At 62.9% G+C, this 23,801-nt stretch carries 19 protein-coding genes and 1 pseudogene; 9 read left to right on the forward strand and 11 right to left on the reverse strand.

The window, feature by feature from the left end; translation table 11 throughout:
* The first annotated feature begins 195 nt into the window (after positions 1 to 195).
* On the forward strand, positions 196 to 2,046 hold the full coding sequence (locus JOD78_RS12335) for a hypothetical protein (RefSeq protein ID WP_209567893.1): 1,851 nt from the start codon (positions 196 to 198) through the stop codon (positions 2,044 to 2,046).
* Between the two features lie 10 nt (positions 2,047 to 2,056).
* Here the strand turns inward: JOD78_RS12335 and JOD78_RS12340 are convergent, their stop codons facing one another.
* Positions 2,057 to 3,709, reverse strand: a complete 1,653-nt coding sequence (locus tag JOD78_RS12340; RefSeq protein ID WP_209567891.1) for an isovaleryl-CoA dehydrogenase — start codon at positions 3,707 to 3,709, stop codon at positions 2,057 to 2,059.
* Between the two features lie 263 nt (positions 3,710 to 3,972).
* Between JOD78_RS12340 and cysM the strand changes: the two genes are divergently transcribed.
* On the forward strand, positions 3,973 to 4,875 hold the full coding sequence (cysM, locus tag JOD78_RS12345; protein WP_209567889.1) for a cysteine synthase CysM: 903 nt from the start codon (positions 3,973 to 3,975) through the stop codon (positions 4,873 to 4,875).
* Between the two features lie 215 nt (positions 4,876 to 5,090).
* Here cysM and JOD78_RS12350 read toward each other — a convergent pair whose 3' ends face one another.
* Together JOD78_RS12350 and JOD78_RS12355 are read right to left on the reverse strand one after the other, a co-directional pair.
* A complete protein-coding gene (locus JOD78_RS12350) occupies positions 5,091 to 5,441 on the reverse strand; it encodes a hypothetical protein (RefSeq protein ID WP_209567888.1) in 351 nt (116 codons plus the stop codon).
* A 338-nt stretch (positions 5,442 to 5,779) separates the two neighbouring features.
* The gene (locus tag JOD78_RS12355; RefSeq protein WP_051156686.1) at positions 5,780 to 6,379 is read right to left on the reverse strand and encodes a DUF1415 domain-containing protein; all 600 of its coding nucleotides are present in this window, start codon (positions 6,377 to 6,379) and stop codon (positions 5,780 to 5,782) included.
* Positions 6,380 to 6,545: 166 nt separating this feature from the next.
* Here JOD78_RS12355 and JOD78_RS12360 point away from each other — a divergent pair, with 166 nt between their 5' ends.
* Positions 6,546 to 7,088 carry a YaeQ family protein gene (locus JOD78_RS12360; protein WP_034333929.1) on the forward strand — a complete coding sequence of 181 codons (543 nt, stop codon included), beginning with the start codon at positions 6,546 to 6,548 and terminating at the stop codon, positions 7,086 to 7,088.
* Positions 7,089 to 7,213: 125 nt separating this feature from the next.
* Here the strand turns inward: JOD78_RS12360 and JOD78_RS12365 are convergent, their stop codons facing one another.
* The 3 genes from JOD78_RS12365 to mltB all read right to left on the reverse strand — a co-directional run bounded on the left by JOD78_RS12365 (position 7,214) and on the right by mltB (position 11,843).
* Entirely contained in the window at positions 7,214 to 8,386 is a 1,173-nt protein-coding gene (locus tag JOD78_RS12365) for a phosphotransferase (protein ID WP_209567885.1), read from the reverse strand.
* Between the two features lie 22 nt (positions 8,387 to 8,408).
* Positions 8,409 to 10,580, reverse strand: coding sequence for a TonB-dependent siderophore receptor (locus tag JOD78_RS12370; protein WP_209567884.1), 2,172 nt, complete (start codon positions 10,578 to 10,580; stop codon positions 8,409 to 8,411).
* A 99-nt stretch (positions 10,581 to 10,679) separates the two neighbouring features.
* Entirely contained in the window at positions 10,680 to 11,843 is a 1,164-nt protein-coding gene (gene mltB, locus JOD78_RS12375) for a lytic murein transglycosylase B (protein ID WP_209567882.1), read from the reverse strand.
* A gap of 215 nt (positions 11,844 to 12,058) precedes the next feature.
* On the opposite strand from mltB, the gene JOD78_RS12380 reads away from it, so the two are divergent.
* Positions 12,059 to 13,000, forward strand: a complete 942-nt coding sequence (locus JOD78_RS12380; RefSeq protein WP_034333926.1) for a histone deacetylase family protein — start codon at positions 12,059 to 12,061, stop codon at positions 12,998 to 13,000.
* Between the two features lie 115 nt (positions 13,001 to 13,115).
* Here JOD78_RS12380 and JOD78_RS12385 read toward each other — a convergent pair.
* Positions 13,116 to 14,023, reverse strand: a pseudogene (locus JOD78_RS12385) (LysR family transcriptional regulator).
* Between the two features lie 190 nt (positions 14,024 to 14,213).
* On the opposite strand from JOD78_RS12385, the gene JOD78_RS12390 reads away from it, so the two are divergent.
* A complete protein-coding gene (locus tag JOD78_RS12390; protein WP_245202098.1) occupies positions 14,214 to 15,644 on the forward strand; it encodes an MFS transporter in 1,431 nt (476 codons plus the stop codon).
* A gap of 140 nt (positions 15,645 to 15,784) precedes the next feature.
* Positions 15,785 to 16,741, forward strand: a complete 957-nt coding sequence (gene ylqF / locus JOD78_RS12395) for a ribosome biogenesis GTPase YlqF (RefSeq protein ID WP_083859647.1) — start codon at positions 15,785 to 15,787, stop codon at positions 16,739 to 16,741.
* Positions 16,742 to 16,894: 153 nt separating this feature from the next.
* On the opposite strand, the gene JOD78_RS12400 is transcribed toward ylqF, so the two are convergent.
* From JOD78_RS12400 to JOD78_RS12410, 3 genes are all read right to left on the reverse strand, one after another.
* Positions 16,895 to 17,692, reverse strand: coding sequence for a MetQ/NlpA family ABC transporter substrate-binding protein (locus tag JOD78_RS12400; RefSeq protein WP_121044522.1), 798 nt, complete (start codon positions 17,690 to 17,692; stop codon positions 16,895 to 16,897).
* Positions 17,693 to 17,755: 63 nt separating this feature from the next.
* The gene (locus JOD78_RS12405; RefSeq protein ID WP_209567880.1) at positions 17,756 to 18,409 is read right to left on the reverse strand and encodes a methionine ABC transporter permease; all 654 of its coding nucleotides are present in this window, start codon (positions 18,407 to 18,409) and stop codon (positions 17,756 to 17,758) included.
* Complete coding sequence (locus JOD78_RS12410) at positions 18,399 to 19,436, reverse strand: methionine ABC transporter ATP-binding protein (RefSeq protein ID WP_204724928.1); 1,038 nt, start codon at positions 19,434 to 19,436, stop codon at positions 18,399 to 18,401. The genes JOD78_RS12405 and JOD78_RS12410 overlap by 11 nt, the downstream gene beginning before the upstream one ends.
* A gap of 420 nt (positions 19,437 to 19,856) precedes the next feature.
* On the opposite strand from JOD78_RS12410, the gene JOD78_RS12415 reads away from it, so the two are divergent.
* The 3 genes from JOD78_RS12415 to JOD78_RS12425 all read left to right on the forward strand — a co-directional run bounded on the left by JOD78_RS12415 (position 19,857) and on the right by JOD78_RS12425 (position 21,789).
* The gene (locus JOD78_RS12415; RefSeq protein WP_034333913.1) at positions 19,857 to 20,099 is read left to right on the forward strand and encodes a type II toxin-antitoxin system Phd/YefM family antitoxin; all 243 of its coding nucleotides are present in this window, start codon (positions 19,857 to 19,859) and stop codon (positions 20,097 to 20,099) included.
* On the forward strand, positions 20,096 to 20,353 hold the full coding sequence (locus JOD78_RS12420; RefSeq protein ID WP_121044516.1) for a type II toxin-antitoxin system YoeB family toxin: 258 nt from the start codon (positions 20,096 to 20,098) through the stop codon (positions 20,351 to 20,353). The genes JOD78_RS12415 and JOD78_RS12420 overlap by 4 nt, the downstream gene beginning before the upstream one ends.
* A 227-nt stretch (positions 20,354 to 20,580) precedes the next feature.
* The gene (locus JOD78_RS12425; RefSeq protein WP_204724929.1) at positions 20,581 to 21,789 is read left to right on the forward strand and encodes a porin; all 1,209 of its coding nucleotides are present in this window, start codon (positions 20,581 to 20,583) and stop codon (positions 21,787 to 21,789) included.
* Positions 21,790 to 22,042: 253 nt separating this feature from the next.
* Here the strand turns inward: JOD78_RS12425 and groL are convergent, their stop codons facing one another.
* The gene (groL, locus tag JOD78_RS12430; RefSeq protein ID WP_209567879.1) at positions 22,043 to 23,683 is read right to left on the reverse strand and encodes a chaperonin GroEL; all 1,641 of its coding nucleotides are present in this window, start codon (positions 23,681 to 23,683) and stop codon (positions 22,043 to 22,045) included.
* Positions 23,684 to 23,801: the final 118 nt, after the last annotated feature.

Genomic DNA, 23,801 nt, shown 5'->3' on the forward strand with positions numbered 1-23,801 from the left:
CTCCTGTTCCGCCCTAATGTAGCGCTTCGCCATGCCCCTGCGCATCGGAGAAATCCTGAGCCGCCACGTTCGCCGCAATCGTCTCAATCGCCCGAGACGCCGCGTCCCGCCTGGATGATGCCGGTTTGCAAGTGTAAAGATTGCCGATCTTTTACCGTAATCAAGTCATGAGAACTCCGAACCAGGAGAGTGGACATGGCAATGGAAACCGATCTGGCCATCACGGCGCGCGATGCGCTCACGCAACTGGCCCAGCAACAACAGCCGCGCAACGAGGCCAACGCTGCGCCGCCGGGAGCGCCCGTGGCGACCGTCACCGCGCTGCCCGAAGAAGGCGTGACGCTGTCGCTGTCGGCCCAGGGCAAATTGATGGCGGCCCTGGCCACGGCGGTCGATAGCGTGACCACGGCGGCGGTCGATTCGACCGAGGCGGCCCAGGCCAGTCCCATGCAAGGCGTGGTGAAGACCCTCATCGATGCCGCGCGCCCGATCACGCGTGACACGCTCTTTGCCATCGAAGCACGGCTGGTGGCCGCGCGCCGCGGGGCCGATGCGATTGCGGCCGCCGATGCCGAGCTGCCACCGTCGAATGATCCGCAGCGGCTGCGCCAGGCACGCCAGGCCACCGAGTCCTTGTATGGACGTGCGGACAATCCGTTTACCTACATGTCGCGCGCCGAGCTGTCGGCCATCGTCTATGACGAGAGCGGCGCCTACACCACCAACGAGCGCTACGCAGCGGCCAACCAGCGCACTGCGCTGGATCAGAAGTACTGGGCACCGGTGTTCCAGCGCGCGTTGGAGAGCGGTGACTGGAAGCCGGTCATCACGGCGGCGCTGGTGTTCTATGCCAGCTTGTCTGCATTGGAGCAGACCGCTTATCCGGACAACTACGCGCAACTGCTGCAGCAGTATCTCGATCTCTACCAGTTGCAGTCGCCTTCCTCGCCGAATGCTTTACCGCCGCAACAACAAGCCGACCTGGCGCGCATGCTGGAAACCCTGGTGCTGCCGCTCGGTCCGCTGGCGCTGGCCGGCGGCGTGATTCGCGGACTGATGCTGCCCCGTCTCGGCCCCTCGCTGGCCGAACTGATCGCCGCCGCACCGCGCCTGGCCGATCTGGTTCAGATCAGCAACAGCGCCCATGCGGCGCAGGACAGCGCCTATCTGGTGCTGCTGCAACGCGTCTTCGGCGTCACGCGCCGCGAGGACGAGCCGTCCCCGGTGCGCCGTGCTGCGGCAGGGACCAATCCACGTGACTTCCTCGCCTATGGGGATCGCCGCCTGTTGGCCGAGGCCTACGCCTATGCGCAGTCGCATGCAATGGCGCTGGAAGACATCGATGCCCTGGCGCGCGACCTGGCGGCCTATCGCCGCTGGCGTGCCGCAGCGGCGGGCCTGACGGCCGTGGGCCAGTCGGGAGACGCTGGCATGGAGGCGGTGGAGCAGGTTTTGTCGCATGCCGCGCGCATGAGCAGCGAAGAGGCCGTGATCGCGCGCCGCCTGCTGGCCAGCCGCGCGGCCAGCCAGACGCAACTCGATCATGGTTTCCTGGCCTGGCTGTTGGACCCCGCCGGCGGCGGCTGGCGCGATGGCGAACTGAGCGGCCATGCCAGCAATTTCAGCGCGCTGGAGAAATTGCTGGCCGGTCTGGCCGGGGTGGCCATCGGCGACAGCCTGGGCGAGTCCGGCGAGCTGGAAGCCTCCTATCGCATGGTGCTCGAACGCATCGCCTTGCAGGATCAGGAACCGCAGTGGCTGCGCCAGCCCGCGCAAGCCGCCGCCGACGGCACGCGTACGCTCACGCTGGCTGCGCAGATGGCGGCGCTGGCGCGCAGCGATGCTGCCGACAATGCCTTCATGAACAATGCCCTGATGCTGCTGCGCATGTATCGCATGTCATTGACCATGAGCCCGGCCGAACAGCGCACGCTGGCCGAGCTGGTCTACTCCGCCATGAAAAAGCGCCGCGTGCGCGCACGCCGTGGAAAACTCTTCGTGGCATGGGCCGAGCGCAGTCCGTTGATGCCCTCGCTGCCGGGCTGAGACAGTCGCCTCATGCATCGGGCCAGGCGCGCTGCAGGATGGCTTCCTGCGCCGCCAGGCTGGTGCCGCCGAGGGTACCGTAGACACGTCCGCCATCGCCGTCGGCGCGGCTGGCCAGGAAGGCATCGGCCGATCCGCCCGGGGCATGGCACGCCATCAGCATGCCCTGCAGGGCCAGCACCAGTTGCTGTACCAGACGCCGGGCACAGGCTTCCCGTTCTTCCTCTGCTGCCGACAGCATCTGCTTGAGTGAGCGCACCCGCTGCGCCAGCGCAGGATGGGTGCTGGCCGCATCGTCCAGTGCCATCAGCAGTTGCGCGAAGCCTTCGGTCTCGCGGCTGATGGCACGCAGCACGTCCAGGCACATCACATTGCCCGAGCCTTCCCAGATCGAATTGACCGGCGCTTCGCGATAGAGCCGCGCCATCGGACCGGTTTCCACGTAGCCGTTGCCGCCCCAGACTTCCATGCATTCACCGGTGAATTCCAGCGCGCGCTTGCAGATCCAGAACTTGGCGGCGGGCGTGACGATGCGCTTCCACGCGCGTTGCAAGGGATCATCGGGCGCATCGAAGGCATGCGCCACGCGCAGCATCAGCAGGGTGGCGGCCTCGCTCTCCAGCGCCAGGTCGGCCAGTACGGCGCGCATGATGGGCTGTTCGGCCAGCCGGCGGCCGAAGGCACTGCGGTGGCGCGCATGGTGGAGGGCCTGCACCAGGGCCTGCCGCATCAGCGCGGCGCTGCCGATGATGCAATCCAGGCGCGTGTGGTTGGCCATCTCGATGATGGTCGGAATGCCGCGCCCATCCTCGCCGACCATGATGCCCATGGCTTCCTCGAATTCCACTTCGCTGCTGCTGTTGGAGCGGTTGCCGAGCTTGTCCTTGAGGCGCTGTATCAGGATGGGATTGCGCGTGCCATCCGGCAGCCAGCGCGGCACGAAGAAACAGGACAGGCCGTTCTCGGTGCGCGCCAGCATCAGGTGCGCATCGCACATCGGTGCCGAGAAGAACCACTTGTGACCGGAGAGCAGGTAAGCCTTGCCGCGCCCGTCTTCCAGCGGATCGGCCGGCATGGCGATGGAGGCATTGCTGCGCACGTCGGAACCCCCCTGTTTTTCGGTCATGCCCATCCCGATCAGGATGGAGCGCTTCTGCGTGATCGGCAGGTCGCGCCCGTCGTGCTCGCGCGAGAAGAGGCGGCTGCGCAATTGTTCGAACAGCGCCGGTTCCTGCTGCAGCACCGGGATGGCGGCGAAGGTCATGGTGGTCGGGCAGAGCGAACCGGCTTCGATCTGCGCATGCAGGAAGTAGCCGGCGGCGCGCGCGGCGTGGGCACCATCGCCCGGCTGCATCCACGGCAGCGCATGCAGGCCGGCGCGGCGCAGCTGTTCCAGCAGCGTATGCCAGGCCGGGTGGAATTCCACCACGTCGATGCGATGGCCGGTGCGGTCATGCGTGTGCAGCACCGGCGGCTGCGTGTTGGCCAGCGTGGCCAGTTCACGCATCTCGGCCCGGCCCAGCAGCTCGCCCTGGCTGGCCAGGGTGCAGTCGTGCCAGTGTGCGCCTTCGCGCTGCACCGCTTCGCTCAGGGCGAGGTCACTGCGGTAGAGGTTGTAGTCGCACAGGTCGGGGACCTGATTGGTGATGTCATGGGTGTGCATGTCGTCTCCATGGTTGCGCAGCCGCTTGCCGATGAGTACGCCCTGTTGGAGTTGTGATGGGACGTGTTCACTACCGTTCACTACAGTGTAGGGCATCGTCGATGGGCAGGCAGGGCAACATTCCTTTAAATGATTTGGCTATATCCTTATAAGCATCTTGTTAGGCCGCGCCGCCGGCACATGCGGTGGAGTCATATTAGAATGCCCCTTTCGACCAAAGATCGCCCCGTGCCTGCGCACGGCTGCGCAAGGAAGCCAAGCAGATGTCTTATCCGACCATCGAATCCACCATCGGCAATACTCCGCTGATCCAGCTGCCGCGCATCGGCGGCGAAGAAGCCAAGCGCCGCAACAACCTCATCCTCGGCAAGCTCGAAGGCAACAATCCCGCCGGTTCGGTCAAGGACCGTGCCGCCTACTCGATGATCACCCGCGCCGAAGCGCGCGGTCAGATCAAGCCCGGCGATACTCTCATCGAAGCCACCAGCGGCAATACCGGCATCGCCCTGGCGATGGTGGCGGCCATGCGCGGCTACAAGATGGTGTTGCTGATGCCGGAAAATCTTTCCGAAGAACGTCGCCAGAGCATGGCCGCCTATGGTGCGAAGATCGTGCTGACACCCAAGAGCGGCGGCATGGAATACGCTCGCGACCTGGCCGAGCAGATGCAGAAGAACGGCGAAGGCCTGATCCTCGACCAGTTCGCCAATGCCGACAATCCGCTGGCGCACTATGAGACCACCGGTCCGGAAATCTGGCGCGACACCAAGGGCAGCATCACCCACTTCGTCAGCGCCATGGGCACCACCGGCACCATCATGGGCGTGTCGCAGTACCTCAAGGAACAGAATGCCCAGGTGCAGATCGTGGGCGCGCAGCCGGAAGAGGGCTCGTCCATTCCCGGCATCCGCAAGTGGCCGGAAGCCTACCTGCCCAAGATCTTTGACCGTTTCCGCGTGGACCAGGTGGAATCCGTCAGCCAGGCCGATGCCGAGAACATGGCGCGCAAGCTGGCCGTGACGGAAGGCCTGTTCTGCGGCATCTCCGCCGCAGGGGCCTGTGAAGTTGCGGTGCGCCTGTCGCATCAGCTGGAGAATGCGACCATCGTCTTCATCGTGTGCGATCGCGGGGATCGTTATCTGTCCACTGGGGTATTCCCGGCTTGAGGCGGTGAAGGCAGTGCGTGGTCCGCAGCAGCGGACGCGCACGATGCGCACGATGCGCACAACAGGATGCAATGAAAAACGGAGCCGATGGCTCCGTTTTTTTATATGGTCGGGTGCAAGGAAAACTTAGTTTTTTTCGTACGGAAACTAAGTTTTTCCTGAAGCTCTGCCTCAGCAACAGCACCGCAGGGGCAATGCTGCCGGACAGAAGCGGATTACTCGGGGGTGCCGCCAGTCGGTGCCGGTGCGCCGGGCGCTGCACCTGGCTTCGGCTTGAACTGCTTGTCGCTGATGCGGAATTTTTCGCGGCGGTCGCCCATCAGTTCGCGCAGTTCGCGGATCGACAGTTCGCTCACCTCGTGCATGCGGATCAGCAGCGATGCGCCCACCGGCAGGCGACGGTGACGGATCTTGCTGATCACCGGCGGTGCCACTTCCAGCGCGCGCGACAGGGCGGCATCATTCTTCAGATGCAGCTTTTCGATCAGCGCATCGAGCAGATTGTTGGGATCGTAGTTGACGTGATCGGTGATCGAGTTGGATTCAGCAGTATCGTGGGTATTCATGATCGGGACGTTCCATTATGCAGATGTTTGTGGAAGGCATTGCGCCTATGCATTAATTGTTTGTAAAACTGCAAAACGCGACTGACGTTATCCGAGAAGGCGTTGCCTCTTTCTGCAAGATATCGAAAGCCCTATCAAAGAACGGCTTCAAAACAACACGGTTCAAGTTCTCTGTTCTCTGACCTAGTGCGCCTGAAGCAGCAGCACAACAATAATTCTATGTCTATATAGAAATAATTGCACATTTTTCATGCAGTCAGAAAATTCTATTCCACAATAGTTGCAGAAACTCATTTTCGAATTTGTAACAGATATTAACAGGATTTTTTGCGCAGTTGCTATTGTTGTTCTTTTGATACGACAAATGGAAGCATATTCCAGCCACTTAGCCCCAGATTGCGCAAGGTAGCCATGTTTTTCTCAAAGATGGCGGCCGCGTCGGGGTAGGCTGCCACCGCCCGGTCGATGCTGCTTTCTCGCAACAGATGGAGGATGGGAAAAGGCGAGCGATTGCTGTAATTCTCGATATCGTCCGGTCCTGCGTCGGCAAACTGGTAATCCGGATGGAAGCTGGCGATCTGCAATTCCCCGTCCAGCTCCATTCTTTCCAGCAGGCGATCGGCCCAGTCCAGGAAATCGTTGTACTCGTGAAAATCGGCTAATGCGAGCGGCAGGATGAAGAGGGTGGTGTCGACCTGTTCCGGGTCGGCTTTTGCCAGAAAGCTCAGTTCTTGTTCCAGCTCGACAGAAAGATCATTCCAATCCTGCTGCCGGCTGACGTGGTATCTGACCTGATTCTTCACATGCACGGACTTGGCAAATGGACAGAGATTCAGGCCGATCACGGCCTGTTCCAGCCAGGCGCGTGTCAGCGCCACGACAGCGTCGTCGCTCGGAGTTGTCGGGGAAGGGGCAAGGGAAGGTGAAGAAGTGCTCATACAGGCATTGTCGCACGGCCATGGCGGGGGCAGCCACGGTGACAGGCCACCGGCTTGATCTGTCCCATCACAAACGCCCACAGCGGCGCCAGATCGGCTATGCTTGCCAACCTTTGACGGCAGCCCGCCACGCCGGGCCGCCTTTCCCTTGCACGAACAGATTCCCATGGCGCTCAAATCCACCATCTTCAAGGCCGACCTGCAGATTTCCGATATGGATCGGCACTATTACCAGCAGCACGCACTGACCATCGCCCGCCATCCCTCCGAGACCGACGAGCGCATGATGATCCGCGTGCTGGCCTTCGCCCTCAATGCCAGCGAGGCGCTGGCCTTCGGCAAGGGCTTGTCCGATACCGACGAGCCGGACCTGTGGCAGAAGGACCTGACCGGCGCCATCGAAGTGTGGGTGGAAGTCGGCCAGCCGGACGACCGCGCCATCCTCAAGGCCTGTGGCCGTGCCGACAAGGTGCTGGTCTACAGCTACAGCAGCACCTCGCACATCTGGTGGGGCCAGACCGGCAGCCGCGTCGACCGCGCCAAGAACCTCAAGGTCATCAATATCCCGGCCGAAGCCAGCCAGGCCCTGGCGGCGCTGGCCCAGCGCACCATGCAGCTGCAATGCACGATCCAGGATGGACAAATCTGGCTCGGTGCCAATGAGAACATGGTGTTGATCGAGCCGGAAACGGTGAAGGACTTTGCCTGATACCTTGCCTGATACCTTGCCTGATGCAACGGGTCAGCAAGTAGCACGGCAGTCTCGGCAGAAAAAAACGCGTCCGAAAACTTAGTTTTCCGGACGCGTTTTTTTAATCTGCAGCAAGCAAAAACTTAGTTTTTTTCCAGCGCCTGCGCGCGTTGTTCCAGATGCCCCAGCAGTCGCTGCCCTTCTTCGGAATGGAACCAGTCGGCATGGCCGAGGAAGTAGGTGTCATAAGCCAGCGAGGCATTCTGCGGCGACTGCGTGACGCCGTGGAAATAATCCAGCTCGGCCAGTGCGAACTCGGCATGCACCAGCGGCAGCAATGCCGCCAGGGCGCGCATCTGGCGTGCCGTCAGGGGTAAGGTGGCGGCATAGCCATCGAGCATCGCATCCAGCAGATCCAGATGCACCAGCTGCACGGCACGCTGCGGAATGGCCAGCCACTCGACGATGTTGCGCTCGATCGCCGTGGCCAGGTCGTGCAAGGCGCAGGTGCGGTCACACAATCCGAAATCGAGCACGGTCTGCACCTGTGCTTCGTGCGTGGCATCGCTCCACAGCAGGTTGGAGGCGTGCCAGTCATTGTGCGTCCACAGCGGGACGAATTCATCCAGATAGGGCTTGAGCGCGGCGTGCCAGGGCAGCAGGTGCTGTGCCACTTCGCCGCGCCACGGACGGTTTTCCAGATAGTCGGCAATGGCCGGGCGCTGCTCGATGTAATGCTGCAGCGGACGGACCGGATCTTCCTGCGAGAAGATGGTGAAGCTCGACACCAGCGGGCGCGCCGGACGTGCCGGCGCATCGTAACCTGCCGAGGCCAGGTGCAGGCGGCCCAGCATCTGTCCCGCTGAGCGGGCATGGGTGCAACTGGTGAAGGGCGTCCACGACATCGCCTCGCGATACAGGTCGACCCCCGGCGCCAGCGGGAAGACCTCATAGGTCCAGTACTCATCGGCCAGTGCCGTCGCGCCCTCACGGGTGGCCAGCGCGCTGCTGACCGGCAGCCCGCGCGCCTGCAGGTGGGCGACGAAGCGATGTTCTTCGGCCAGCGCCGCCACATCGCGCACGCGCGCATGATGGCGCTTGACGATGATGGGGCCGCTCTCGGTCTGCATCACGCAGGCCGCCGAGAACGGGCGCGGGCTGTGCCACTCCAGTCGCAGCGGCTGGCCCACGTCGGGATAGTGGCGCAGCACGCGCGCCACCTCGGCCGAGGTCAGCGCGGGCCAGTCGGAGATGACCGGCTCCACGCCCATGCCGTGGCTGATGACGCGGGTGAGATGATGGGAAGCGGCGTCCATGGTGACTCAGCAGGGCGGCAGATCAGAAATCATATTGCAGCGACAGCCGCGCGGTACGCGGCGCGCCGAGGTGCACGTAGCCGTCGCCCAGGTACTGGCCGGCATCCTTCCAGTAACGCTTGTCGAAGACGTTGTCGAGGTTGGCGCGCAAGGTGGCGGTGTGGCCGCTGATGCGCAGCTTGTAGCGCAGGCCGGCATTGAACACATGCACCGCCGGCAGGCTCACGCTACCGTCGCGGGTAGCGGGCTTGCTGGCGCTGTAGAGCCAGCTGCCCATCAGGTTCACGCCTTCCACGCCCGGCAGGGCATAGTCGGCATGGACGCTGCTGCGCAGGCGCGGTACGTTGACCACTTGCTGGCCATCGTAGGCAGCAGTGCCGGTATCGCTGGCGCGCGCGCGGGTGGCCGTCACGCTGGCACCGACGGCCAGGCGCGGGGTGAGCTTGCCGCTGGCACCGAGTTCGAGGCCGGTGTTGGTTTGCTGGCCTTGCTGGACATAGGTGAAGCCGCTGCTGCTGTTGTCCGGTTGCTGGTACTCGTAGGCCTTGCGAATGCGGAATACGGCAGCGGTCAGCGCCATGTCCGGCGAGACGTCATATTTCACGCCGGCTTCCAGTTGACGTGCCACGGAGGGCGGCAGCGTGGTCGGGAAGTTGCTGACCCAGAAGGGGGCAGACGTGCCCAGCGTCAGCGTCTCGGCATAGCTGCCGTAGAGCGAGACGTTCTGCATCGGCTTGAAGATCAGCGCCAGTTGCGGCAGGAACAGGTTGCGCGAAGTCGCACGGGTGACGCTGCCGTCCGAAGCGAAGGCCTGCTCGTTGAGCCACACCTGTCGGCCCCCGGCAATGGCTTGCCAGCGCTCGGAGAATTGCAGGCGGTCGCTGAAGAACAGGGCTTTCTGGCGGCTGTCCAGATTGCGATACGCCGGGCCGGGGACATCGGTGGCCGGCGCCAGTGCCGGCGTGCCGCTGTATATGTTGCCACTGCCGACCAGCACGCTGATGCCATCCGATTTATCCACCACCCGGCGCGACATGGCCACGCCCATGGTCAGCTCATGCTTGAGCCAGCCCGTCGCGAACTTGCCGATCATGACCGCCTGCGCTTCATCATTGCGGCGTTCGTCATTGGGCACGCGATAGTCATACACATCGAAATCGCCATTGGCCGCAAAGGTCGAGGATGCCCCGCCACCGCTGCCATAAGGGAAGGCCAGGTAATCATCGATGACGGCCCGGCTGCGGCCCGCCTGCACGTAACCATGCCAGTTGGCAGTGAAATCCGTGTCCACGCGCAGGCGATAGTTGAGCGAGCTGTCACGCACCGGCTGCGCCCACGATTGGGGCGTCAGCATGGTCCTGGGCGAGACGCCCGAGGGCAGCGTGGTGCCGCCCAGCAGCTGGTACCCGGCCACAGAGTGCTGGGCCTTCTGCTGGTATTCGGCATCGAACTGCACCAGCGTCTTCGACGACAGCGCCCAGCTTGCCGAGACCGAAGCGAAGTCACGCCAGCCATCGCCATTGTTGACGTAGGAGTGGATGTCTTCATGCGCGGCATTGATGCGCAGGCCGAACTGTTTCTGTTCACCGAAGAGCGTGCCCAGGTCGGTGGCCAGGTAGCGCGATCCATAGGAGTCGGTCCCCAGCGTGATCGAACGCACATCGGCCGGACGCTTGGTCACGTAGTTGACGATGCCGCCCGCGCTGCTCACACCGGCCTGCAGGCCGGCCACCCCCTTGAGGAATTCGACGCGCTCCTTGTTTTCCAGCGCGATGGTCTGTTCGCCGGCCACGGTGAGGCCATCGATGCGATAGGCGCTGGCCGGGTCCAGCGTGATGCCGCGGATGCTGAAGTTTTCGTAGTAACCGACCGGCGCATAGTTCTCGTTGATGGACGCATCGTTCTTGACCACATCCGAGAGCAGGCGCGATTGCTGGTCCTGCATCTGCGCGGCAGTGACCACCGCCACCGAGGCCGGCGTATCGATCAGCGGCGCATCGTCGAAACCGGCCACGCCCGCCGAGCGCACGCGGCCGGCGTCGCGGCCGGTACCGCTGGCGGTGACGTTGACCGTGGGCAGGGACTCGCCCTTGTCGTCGGCGGCGTCGGCCGCACGGGCGATGGCCGGCAGGCCGAGCGAGGTGCCGGCCAGCGTCAGCATGAGCGTGGAGGCCAGGGGTGCAATGCGTTTCATCGTGGTTCTATCGTGGAAAGAAAGGAGCAGGAGCACGCAGTGCGCGCTCCCTCATCAACAGTGCCATCAAGGGTGAATCCGGGTGGGCGAGACGGCAGGTCAGCGGTTGCGTGCCGCCGCGACCGCACGGCCAAGATCGGCCACCGACATCGCATAGAAGTAGCTGCGATTGTACTCCGTGATGGCGTAGAAGTTGTTGGTGGCCACCCAGTACTCGGTCGGGCCGGTGCCGTTCTGCAGGTCGACCAGGCCATAGCGCAGGCCGGCCGGCAGGGCGGACGTGGAGATGCCGGCCGCTTGCAGTTCCTCGACGGTGTACTTGGCTTCCAGGCCCTGGTTGAGCATGGCTTCCCACTGGCGGTTGTCATTCGAGACCGTGACCGGGAAGGCCACCGGTTCGCCGCGCTGCCAGCCGTGCACGGCCAGGTAGTGGGCCACGCTGCCAATGGCGTCCACCGGCGAATTGCGCAGGTCGATCTTGCCATCGCCATCGAAGTCCACCGCGTATTCGCGGATGCTGCCCGGCATGAACTGCGGCCAGCCGATGGCCCCGGCATAGGAACCGCGCAAGGACATCGGATCGATGCCGGCCTCGCGCGCCAGCAGCAGGGTGTTTTCCAGTTCGCCCCGGAAGAAGGCCATGCGCGCGTCACGGTTGGGGGTGTTGGGGTAGTCGAAGGCCAGCGTGGTCAGCACATCCATCACGCGGAAGTTGCCGGTGTTGCGGCCGTAGACGGTTTCCACGCCGATGATGCCGACGATGATGTCCATGGGCACGCCGTATTGCGCCTCGGCGCGGGCCAGCGCGACGCCATAGGTGTTCCAGAAATCGACACCGGCATTGATGCGCACCGGTTCCACGAAGCGCGCGCGGTAGGCCGCCCAGTTCTTGGGCTTGGTGCTGGGGGCCGGCTTGATGAGCTGGATGGCGCTGTCCACGTAGCGGGTCCGGGCGAAGAGGGCGTTGAGATCACTGCGCTGGAACTGGTTGCGTTCGGCCATCTCGTCCATGAAGCGGGCGACGTCCTTCCACTCGTTGAAGTTGACGAACTCGCCCTGGTCATCAGCGGCCACTTTCTTCTTGGCCTGCGGCTTGGCTTTCTTCTCGGTTGCCTTCTTGTCTTTGTTGTCCACCGCCTTTTTCTGGGTTTTCTTTTCCACAGGCTTGCCGTCCTGCGCCTGCACGGTCATCGGCAAGGCACACAGTGTGGAGATCAGCAGGGTGGAGGCGAGGGCGGTCAGGCGAGGCAGGGAGATGGGCATGAGCAGGATGAGCAGCAGGGGAGGCCAGACAAGCGTGCAAGTATACCGCATCGGCCGCCGCGCCCTGCGCTGGTGCATGATGCCGACGCGGCTTTGACCACGATAGGCGACAGCCAATGTACACTAGTCCGAGGAGACAACCCGGCCAGCCTGGTGTTTGCCGGGTGGCAATATCATCGCAACAAGATCGCAACGAGATTGCAACAAGAGCAAGAATGACTACCGCCATCTATACGCACGCCGATTGCCAGCGCCATGAAATGGGTGACTGGCACCCTGAGACGCCCGCTCGTCTCGAGGCGATCGAAGACCAACTGATCCTGAGCCGCATCGATCAGTTCCTCGACCGCCGCGAAGCCCCGCTGGCCGATCCGGCCGAACTGGAGCGCGTGCATACTGCCGCCGCCGTCGATTACGTGCGCGAGCACAGCCATGCCCTGAGCCTGTCGGGGCAGTCGTATCACTCCGTCGATGGCGACACCCTGCTCAACAAGCACAGCTGGAAAGCCGCCCTGCGCGCGGCCGGCGCGGCGGTGGCCGCAACCGATGCGGTGCTGGCCGGCGAACTGGACAATGCCTTCTGCGCGGTGCGTCCGCCGGGCCATCACGCCACGCCCGCCAAGGCCATGGGCTTCTGCCTGTTCAACAACGTGGCGGTGGCGGCGCGCCATGCCATCGACGTGCACGGGCTGGAACGGGTGGCGGTGATCGATTTCGACGTGCATCACGGCAATGGCACCGAAGACATCTTTGCCCATGATCCGCGGGTGCTGATGGTGAGTTTCTTCCAGCATCCCTTCTATCCCTTCTCGGGTGACGGGCCGACCGAATCGCACATCGTCAACGTGCCGGTGCCGGCCTATTCCGATGGCAGTGCGGTGCGCCAGCTGGTGACCGAGAAATGGCTGCCGGCGCTGCATGCGCACCAGCCGCAGATGATCTTCATCTCGGCCGGTTTCGATGCCCACCGCGAGGATGACATGGGCCAGATGGGCCTGGTGGAAGCCGATTACGCCTGGATGACGCGGCAGATCATGAAGATCGCCGACCAGTACGCCAAGGGCCGCATCGTCAGTTGCCTGGAGGGCGGCTACAACCTCTCTGCGCTGGGGCGCAGTGTGGTGGCTCACCTGAAGGTGCTGGCCGACCTGGAATGAGAGTTAGGTTTTCCACAGGCGTTTTTAAGTAATGGCGCGATAAAAACTAAGGTTTTTGTCGCGCCTTGTTTTTATGCACAGGGGGCAGTTTGTCCGCCGCCCGCTGCATGCTTCCTCAAACCTCTGCAGGCGCATTTGCCTCATGGGCCTCATGGGTCTTATGGGCCTCATAGGCCGCAATGATCGCATCGGCCACCGCCCGCACCCGTGCCGTGCGGTTCAGGTCGCTGTGCAGTACCAGCCACATGTCGTAAGGCACGGCCCGCTGCGGCCAGATGCGCACCAGGCCGCTGGCCTTGTCGCCCACATGCGTGGGCAGTTCGCCGATGCCGAAACCCGCCTGCAGGCTGTCGACCATGACCAGCCCGGTACTCACTTCCATGGCCACGTTGGCGTGGGCGATGGATTCGCCGCAGATCTGCTCGGACTTGCTGGGCGAGACGCTGCGCGGATAGATCACCACGTCATGTCCCTTCAGGCCGGTGCCGGGGTCGGGCAGTCCGCGCTTTTTCACATAGGCTTTTGAGGCATACATGCCCTTATGCAGCCGCTTGAGATGGCGCGCGATCAGGTCCGGCGCATCCGGGCGCACGGTGCGCACGGCGATGTCGGCCTCGCGCTTGGTGAGGTTGGTGATCTGGGTGGAGGTCGAGAGCACCACGCGGATTTTCGGATGTTCCTGGCGCAGCCGGTGCAAGGCCGGTAACAGAAAATGGCGCGCCGTGATGTCGGTGGCCGCCAGCCGTACCACGCCGCACAGGCGTTCATCCATGCCCTGCATCTGGCGTTGCAGCTGTTCCGCGCCTTGCTCCATCTGCGTAGCGGCAGCTGCCGCCATCTCGCCCGCCGGGGTCGGCACATAGCCACTGGGCGTGCCAGGAACAGGCGCGCACCCAGCGAGCTTTCCAGTGCGGCCAGGCGGCGGCCTGCGGTGGCCTGGTCGATCTCCAGATGTTCGGCGGCCCCGCGCAAGGTGCCTACGCGATAGATGGCCAGGAAGATGCGGGCGTTGTCCCAATCCATGATGTGCCTTTGCTGCAAGAAAGGAGTCAGAGAGGTCGTGATGCAAATTTGCATCAGCGCGCTGATTTTATACCTCTTTATTGCATCACTGCCCAAGCCTAGAATCTGCCCCATTCAACCCGCCCCGGTCTTCTCCGGTCGCGGGATTGCGGTTCTCCCTCGCACCCTGCGTGCAGAAAGTCCTGTTGCCATGTCTTCCACACAATGCCCTCGTGCGCCAGCCTCGGTGCTGGCCCCTCCCCTTGCCGATGCAGCCCCGCATGCCGGCATGCTGCCGCTGGTGGCCTTGGCCATCGGTTTCGTCATGGCCATGCTGGATGTGACGGTGGTCAACGTCGGGCTGTCCAATATCTCCACCAGCCTGGATGCGCCCTTGTCGATGCTGGTGTGGATCGTCGATGGCTATACGCTGACCTTCGCCGCCATGCTGCTGGTGGGCGGCGCGCTGGCCGACCGCTTCGGTGCGCGGCGCCTTTATCTGACCGGGCTGTTCCTGTTCGTAGTGGCCTCGCTGCTGTGCGGGGCTGCACCCAACGGGCCCTTCCTGATCGCGGCACGCCTGCTGCAGGGTTTGGGCGCGGCCTTCTTCATGCCCAGTTCGCTGAGCCTGCTCACGCACGTGTATGAGGATGACCGCGTGCGTGCCCGCATGCTGGGCGTCTGGTCGGCCACCGTCGGCCTGGCCGCTGCTGCCGGACCGCTGCTGGGCGGGGTGCTGATCCACTGGCTGGGCTGGCGCAGCGTGTTCCTCATCAACGTGCCGGTCGGTCTTCTGGGTTTGCTGATGGCGCGCAAGCTCATTCCCCAAGTTGCCGGACACGCCCGTGCGCTGCATCTGTTCAGCCACCTGGCCGGGGTGGTGATGCTGGCCGGGATTTCCTTCGTGCTGATCCAGGGGCCGGTGTATGGCTGGGCTTCTCCGCGCATCCTGGCGGCGCTGGCAGTGGCGGTGCTGGCCGCCGTGGCGCTGGTGCGCCATGAACTGCGCGGCATTGCGCCGCTGTTGCCCAAGGCGCTGTTTGCCACGCCGCAGTTTGCGGCGGCCAATGGCATTGGCTTTCTCATCAACTTCGGCGTCTATGGCAACCTGTTCTACCTGGCGCTGTTCCTGCAGCAGGGACGCGGCGCGGATGCCCTGCAGACCGGGCTGCAACTGGTACCGATGATGGCCGTGGTCTTCTTCGGCAACCTGATGTCAGGCCGCATGGCCGCGCACTGGGGGCCGCGCGTGCCGCTGCTGCTGGGCCTGTCGGTGGGGACCGTCTTTACCGCCGTGGCCATGAGTTTCCGTCCCGAGACGCCGTACTGGCTGCTGGCCCTGGTGTGCGCGGCGGCCAACCTGGGCATCAGTACCGCCATTCCTTCCATGACCACGGTGGTCATGCAGGTGGCCGGCAAGGCCCACGCCAACAGTGCGGCGGCGGCGCTCAATGCCAATCGCCAGATCGGTGCCCTGGTCGGCGTGGCCCTGATGGGCGCGATCCTGCACAGCGTGGCGGGCTGGAGCCTGCGCAATCCGCTGGCGTTCGGCGTGATGGCGCTGGCTTATGGCGTCGCCCTGTGGCTGGTGTGGCGCTTCGTGGGTGTTGTCAAGGAGCAATGGGTGACGCGCCGCGCGTGAGCGCGGGTGTTGTTCCCCGTCCAACGGCCTGCCCCGACTTGTGCGCGGCAGGCCGTTTTCTTGGGGATTTGTTAGGGATTGGCGGGGCAGGGCCGTAAAATAGCGCCTTCAACGAAATACGCATCAGAAAGAAGCTCCGCATGTCCATCCAATGGTTCCCCGGTCACATGAACTCCGCCCGCCGCAAGGCCGCGGAGAGCATGGAAAAAGTCGATATGGTCATCGAAGTGGTCGATGCCCGCCTGCCGCAGGCCAGCTGCAATCCCATGATCGAGCAGCTGCGCAATGCCCGCCAGCGTCCTTGCCTGAAGATCCTGAACAAGACCGACATGGCCGATCCGGTGGCCACCCAAGCCTGGATCGACTACTACAACAGCCAGAAGGGCGTCACGGCCGTGGCCCTGTCCTGCAAGAAGCCGTCCGATGTGGCGCGCGTGCCCAAGCTGGCGATTCAGGTGGCACCGCATCGCGGCACTGCCCTGAAACCGCTGCGCATGATGATCATGGGCATCCCCAACGTGGGCAAGTCGACCCTGATGAATGCGCTGCTGAAAAAGCGCGTGGCCGCCGTCGGTGATGAACCGGCCGTGACCAAGACCCAGCAGCGTCTCTATCTGGGCAACAACATGGTGCTCACCGATACCCCCGGCATGCTCTGGCCCAAGATCGAGCATCCCAGCGATGGCCTGATGCTGGCGGCCAGCCATGCGGTGGGCAGCAATGCGCTGATCGAAGAGGAAGTGGCGACCTTCCTGGCCGACCTGCTGCTGCAGCGCTATCCGCAGTTGCTCAAGGCGCGCTATGGCTTCAATACCGAAGGCATGGATGGCGTGGCGGTGGTGGAGGGCGTGGCAGCCAAGCGCGGCTTCCGTCTCAAGGGCGGCGAGTACGATTTCGAGAAGGCCGCGCACACCTTCCTGCAGGATTACCGCAGCGGCGCACTGGGCCGCATCTCGCTGGAAACGCCGCAATCGCGTGCCGAACTGCTGGCGACCTATCAGTCCACCGACAATCCCGATGCCCTGCAGGCCGAGGATGACGAGGAAGACGACGAGGACTACGACTGGCGAGACGCTCCGGATCACCGGGGGCGTTGAATCTAAGTTTTGCTTTCCGGAAAACTTAGAAACCGGAGGTCAAAAACTAAGTTTTTGAGGGATTACCGGCAAGCGAAAAATTCCCGCCCAATGAAAAAGGCCAGCTCGATGAGCTGGCCTTTTCGTTGATGCAGGCAAGTCAGGCGTTGCGGATTACCAGGAGGTGATCACGGAACCCTTGTACTTTTCCAGCACGAACTTCTTCACTTCCGGGCTGTGGTAAGCCTTGACCAGCTTGGCGACCCAAGGCTTGTCCTTGTCGGCGATACGCACGGCGATGACGTTGGCGTAGGGACCGGTGGAGGCTTCCACGGCAATCGCATCCTTGGTCGGCGACAGGCCGGCCGATTCGGCGTAGTTGCCGTTGATGACGGCAGCATCGAAGTCATCCAGCGAACGCGGCAGCTGGGCGGCGTCCAGTTCGACGATCTTGATCTTCTTGGGGTTTTCCACGATGTCCAGCGGGGTTGCCTTCAGGCCGGCATCGGCTTTCAGCTTGATCACGCCCTTGGCTTGCAGCACCAGCAGGGCGCGGCCGCCGTTGGTCGGATCGTTGGGCACGCCCACGCGTGCACCTTGTTTCAGGTCGTTGAGCGACTTGATCTTCTTGGAGTACACGCCCATCGGGAAGGTGATGGTGCTGCCCACGCTCACGAACTTGTAGCCACGGTCCTTGATCTGCGCATCCAGGTAGGGCTGGTGCTGGTAGGAGTTGGCGTCCAGGTCGCCGGCGGCCAGCGCGGCGTTGGGCTGGATGTAGTCGGTGAATTCGATGACCTTCATCTGCACGCCGTCTTTTTCCAGCAGCTTCTTGACCTGTTCCATGATCTCGGCGTGCGGACCGGCGGTCACGCCCATCTTGATCTGGTCTTCGGCCATGGCGGGAGCACAGGCCAGGCCGGCGGCCAGGCCCAGGCCTGCGATGAATTGAATCAACTGACGACGCTTCATGACTTTCCTTTCGAGCTTTGAGGTGGGCAGCGGATAGCTGCCGTTTTTTTGTAGTGAATGCGCTCAGCGGTGGCTGAGCTTGCGGACCAGCAGGTCTCCCAGGGATTGCACCAGCTGGACGAACACGATCAGGATCAGCACCACGGCCAGCATCACTTCCGGCAGGAAGCGCTGGTAGCCGTAGCGGATGCCCAGGTCGCCCAGGCCGCCGCCACCGATGGCACCGGCCATGGCCGAATAACCGACCAGGCTGACGAAGGTGATCGTGAGACCGGCGACGATACCAGCAAATGCTTCAGGCACCAAGACCTTGTAAATGATTTGCCAGGTGGTCGCACCCATGGCTTGCGCCGCTTCCACCAGGCCGTGATCGACTTCGCGCAGGGCGGTCTCGACCAGGCGCGCAATGAAGGGCCCGGCGGCAATGGTCAGCGGCACGATGGCAGCGGCCGTGCCGATGGAGGTGCCCACGAAGAAGCGCGTCATCGGGATCACCGCCACCAGCAGGATGATGAAGGGCGTCGAGCGCACCGCATTGACCAGCAGGCCGGCGATGCGGTTGAAGGCGACGTTGGGCAGCACGCCCTTGGATTCGGTGATGTGCAGGGCGATGCCGAGCGGAATGCCGAGCAGTGAGCCGACCACGCCCGAGATCACCACCATCATCAGCGTCTCGCCGAAGGAGCTGACGAACAGATCGATCAGTTCAGATGACATGGTTGAGCTCCTCGACGACCACGCCCTGCTCGCGCAGGTATTGCATGGCCTGGTTGATGTTGTCCTGGGTACCGTTGGCGAGGATCGCCAGCGAACCGAATGCCTGGCCCTGGATCTCGTCGATCTGGCCGTGCAGGATGTTGAAATTCAGGTTGAAGCGGCGCACCGCTTCCGACAGGTGCGGCTGGTCCACATCGTTGCCGGTGAAGGCGAAGCGGAACAGGTGGTCGGTGCCCTGGCCGACGTCGGCACGCGCCAGGCGCTCGCGCAGGCGGGCCAGCACGCCCTTGGGCAGCTCGTGGGCGATGACGTCGCCGATCAGCGCGCGGGTGACTTCATGGCGCGGCTGGCGGAACACCTCCAGCACTTCGCCCTGTTCGATCACCTGGCCGGCTTCCATCACGGCCACGCGGTCGCAGATCTGCTTGATGACTTCCATCTGGTGCGTGATCAGCACGATGGTCAGGCCCAGCTCCTTGTTGATCTTGCGCAGCAGTTCGAGGATGGAGCGGGTGGTTTCCGGGTCCAGCGCCGAGGTGGCTTCGTCCGAGAGCAGGACCTTGGGATCGTTGGCCAGGGCGCGGGCAATGCCCACGCGCTGCTTCTGGCCGCCGGAGATCTGTGCCGGATAGCGATCGCGCAGGGCGGTCAGGCCCACCAGCTCCAGCAAGGGTTCGACCTTGGCGGCGATCTCCGACTTGCTCTTGCCGGCCAGTTCCAGCGGCAGCGCGATGTTGTCGTAGACGCTGCGCGAGGAGAGCAGGTTGAAGTGCTGGAAGATCATGCCGATGCCACGGCGCGCTTCGCGCAGCTGGGAGGACGATAGCGAGGTCAGGTCCTGGCCATCGAGGACGATGCGCCCGGAAGTGGGACGATTCAGCAGGTTCAGGGTGCGCACCAGGGTGCTCTTGCCCGCGCCGCTGCGGCCGATGATGCCGAAGATCTCGCCCTTGCGGATCGACAAATCGACATTGCGCACCGCTTCGACATTGCCGAACCGCTGGGTGACAGCTTGTATTTCGATCATGATGGAAAAGAAGAATGGCAGCGGGCCCCCGGGTGCCGACGCCAGCGCGGCATCGTGGGACGCTGCGGGCGGGTCAGGACCTCAGGTCTCCACTGCCATCAATATTTTTATAAGAAGGCGCTATTTTAAGGCGGCAAGGTTATATAGGGAAAATAAATTTTCGCCTATGCATATAACCGGCGCGTCTTAGCATGCGGCGGGAACCCGCGTGCAGAGCGGCTTTGCGGGGCGATTTGCACAGTGGGCCCGGTCCCGGGAGACGACCTTGACTCGATGTTGAGCGAGAAAGGTGTCGAATAAGTTTTGTCGTTCACCTCATTTTTTCACTGAATGCCGTCCGTGACGGTGCCAGGGCTTATCTTCCTGAATTTTTTGTCCGGCGTGCTGCAGCGCGCCGGATCCAGCCCCGGAATCCTCCCCATGTATGCCTTTCCTGTCACTGACCTGGCCGAGCGCCTCGACGCGCTGCTGGAGCTGGCCGATATCGATGAAGTCATCCTCACCCGAGCGGGTGCCGACAACCTGGTGCTGGTGCGCGAACCGGTCTGGCGCGGAGTGCAGGAAGCCCTGCACCTGCTGGGCAACGATCTCAATGCCGAACGCCTGCTGTGCAGCCTGTTGCAGCTGCGCGCCGAACTGCTGCCGCTGAAGGAGCAGCCTTGACCCCGCTCTGGATGACCCCGCTGGCGCGCGAGGACCTGGCCTGGTGGCGTCGCCATGACCGCCGGGTTGCACGTCAATTACTTCATTTGATGCGACGACTAAGTGAAGGAGCTTGCATTCCATCGGCCCGCCGGGTGGCCTTGCCCCTGCGCTTGCCCGGACTTTACGCGGTACGCGTGCAGGGTGAACACCGGCTCGTCATTGAGTTGGTGGCGGGCAGGCTGGTGATTCATCAGTGCCGGTTTCATTACTGATGGACAACAAAATGCGCTGACCTCTATGTGTGACATGGGTTGCTATAAAGCTACAGAAAAGTCTTATAAAGCCTATCAATTCAAGGAATAATTCATTTGAGGAATAAAAGTCGGTTTAGATTTGCCGTGACTTCTTGATGTTTCTTTCGGAAGCCTGGGTGGTGCCCTCGTCGCAAGGTGATGTCCACCCTCCAATCAACAGCAATCAAACCACTACGGAGTACTCTATGAAAAAGTCCATCCTGGCCCTGGCCGTGCTGGCTGCCTTCGGCGGCGCGGCGCACGCGCAGAGCAGCGTGACCATCTACGGTGCGGTCGACGCCAGCCTGTCCTACACCAACAAGATCTCCACCGGCGGCAAGGATACGGGCGGCCAGATGGCGCTCGATTCCGGCCTGATGAAGGGTTCGCGCCTGGGCGTCAAGGGCGTGGAAGACCTGGGCGGCGGTATCAAGGCGCTGTTCACCATCGAGAACGGTTTCAGTGTCGATACCGGCGACGCCGGTCAGAAGGGCGTGCTGTGGGGGCGTCAGGCGACCGTGGGCCTGTCGGGCAACTTCGGTACGGTGCTGGCCGGTCGCCAGAAGGATGTGTTGGATGACGTGGGCAGCATTACCTCCCCGGGCGACTTCGGTGGCGTGGTCAGCCGTGTTCATTCGCTGAACCTGGATCGTACCAACGGCGAGCGCGTCAACAACTCCATCCGCTACAACACCCCGAACTTCAACGGTTTCACCGGTAGCGTCATCTATGGCTTCGGTGAGCAAGCCGGCAATACCGGTGCCGGTCAGTCCTTCGGCCTGGGCGGTACCTATGCCAACGGTCCGCTGAACATCGGTCTGGGCTACTTCCAGAGCAAGATGGGCGGCAAGTCCGCCAGCGATGTCAACGGCGCGGCAGCCTGCAACGGTGGCGGCAAGTACGGCGATACCTGCCTGAAGACCTGGACCCTGGCTGCTGCCTATCAGTTCGGCCCGGCGCGTGTGTATGGTTCGTATTCGCGCGTGAAGCTGCCGCTGACGGCAGCGCGTCGCAGCTTCGATCCGAAGTTCGACAGCTTTGCCGCCTGGACCGACCCGAACAAGAAGATCGAGCGCTACGACGCTGTCGAGAAGGGCGACTACACCATCGGCGGTGCCAACAACGAGTCGAGCCAGACGCTGGACCTGGGCGTGAACTATCGGATCTCGCCGTCGCTGTCTTTGATCAGCAGCCTGCAATACACCCGTGCCAAGTTTGTCCGCACCAGCGATGGCCGCATGGTGCAGATCAACCTGGGTGCCAAGTATGACCTGTCCAAGCGCACTTCTACCTATGCCGTCATCCGCAACCTGCGTACGTCGGACATGTACAGCGTTGGCCTGGCCAGCGACCGCGTACCGGGTAGTGATCGCAGTCAGACCGGCATCAACGCCGGCCTGAGCCACACCTTCTAAGTTCTGGCACTGCATCGGGCTCGTGGGAGCCCGATGTTTTGGCCCGCATCTGCAAGGATGCGGGTCTTTTTTTATGCAGAAACCTTTGTGAGGTCGATGCTCGGTCAACTCAGCTGCGCCAGCTCGGAGAGGAGGCCTTGCACTCCGGATCCGCTCCGATCGCCGCCCAACAAAAAACCCGCATCATCGCTGATGCGGGTTTTTTGCTTGCAGCACAGGCCATGCGATGCATGGCCTGCAGCCGGAAGGCCAATTACATCATGCCGTCCATGCCGCCCATACCACCCATGCCGCCAGGCAGGCCGGCCGGCTTGTCCTCGGTCACTTCGGCCACCAGGGCGTCGGTGGTCAGGATCAGGCTGGCCACGGAGGCAGCGTTTTGCAGGGCCGAACGGGTCACCTTGGCCGGATCCAGCACGCCCAGTTCCACCAGGTCACCGTAGGTGCCGTTGGAGGCGTTGTAGCCGAAGTTGCCCGAACCTTCCAGCACCTTGTTCACCACCACCGACGGCTCGTCGCCGGCGTTGAAGACGATCTGGCGCAGCGGCTCTTCGATGGCGCGCAGCACGATCTTGATACCGGCTTCCTGATCGGCGTTGTCGCCCTTCAAGTCCTTGACGTTGGCGCGAGCGCGCAGCAGGGCCACGCCACCGCCAGGCACGACGCCTTCTTCAACAGCAGCGCGGGTAGCGTGCAGGGCGTCTTCGACGCGGGCCTTCTTTTCCTTCATTTCGACTTCGGTGGCAGCGCCAACCTTGATCAGTGCAACACCGCCGGCCAGCTTGGCCACGCGCTCTTGCAGCTTTTCACGGTCGTAGTCGGAGGTCGCTTCGCCGATCTGGGTGCGGATCATTGCCACGCGAGCTTCGATGCCAGCGGCTTCGCCGTTGCCGTCGATGATGGTGGTGTTTTCCTTGCCGATTTCAACGCGCTTGGCTTGGCCCAGTTCAGCCAGGGTAGCCTTCTCCAGGGTCAGGCCGACTTCTTCGGCGATCACTTGGCCGCCGGTCAGGATGGCGATGTCTTCCAGCATGGCCTTGCGGCGGTCGCCGAAACCAGGAGCCTTGACGGCAGCGGTCTTCAGGATGCCACGGATGTTGTTGACCACCAGGGTAGCCAGGGCTTCGCCTTCGACGTCTTCAGCCACGATCAGCAGCGGACGGCCAGCCTTGGCGACTTGTTCCAGCACCGGCAGCAGGTCACGGATGTTGGAGATCTTCTTGTCGAACAGCAGGATGAAGGGATTGTCCAGAGCGACGATCTGCTTCTCTTGGTTGTTGATGAAGTACGGCGACAGGTAGCCACGGTCGAATTGCATACCTTCGACGATGTCCAGTTCGTTTTCCAGCGACTTGCCGTCTTCCACGGTGATGACGCCTTCCTTGCCGACCTTTTCCATGGCCTTGGCGATGATGTCGCCGATGTCCGCGTCGGAGTTGGCCGAGATCGAGCCGACTTGAGCGATTTCCTTGGAGGTGGTGGTGGGCTTGGCCAGGTTCTTCACTTCACCGACGATGGCGGTGACAGCCTTGTCGATACCGCGCTTCAGGTCGGTCGGGTTGAAGCCGGCGGCGACGTACTTGAAGCCTTCGCGCACGATGGCTTGAGCCAGCACGGTGGCGGTGGTGGTACCGTCACCGGCGTTGTCGGAGGTCTTGGAAGCGACTTCCTTGACCAGCTGGGCACCCATGTTTTCCAGCTTGTCCTTCAGTTCGATTTCCTTGGCGACGGAAACGCCGTCCTTGGTCACGGTCGGGGCGCCGAAGCTGCGCTCCAGCACGACGTTGCGGCCCTTGGGACCCAGGGTGACCTTGACTGCGTTGGCCAGGATGTTGACGCCGTTGACGACCTTGGCGCGTGCTTCATCGCCGAAAATAACTTGCTTTGCTGCCATGTTGGATTCTCCAGAAATTCGGTTCAGTTCATGTCGCCGGGCTCGGGCCTGAAGATTCAGGGAGCACCGGCTGCTGTCTTGTTGCCGATGGCCTTCACGTTTTCTCTATCTATATAGA

The organism is Herbaspirillum sp. 1130 (genome assembly GCF_017833835.1).
GTDB lineage: Bacteria > Pseudomonadota > Gammaproteobacteria > Burkholderiales > Burkholderiaceae_D > Herbaspirillum > Herbaspirillum huttiense.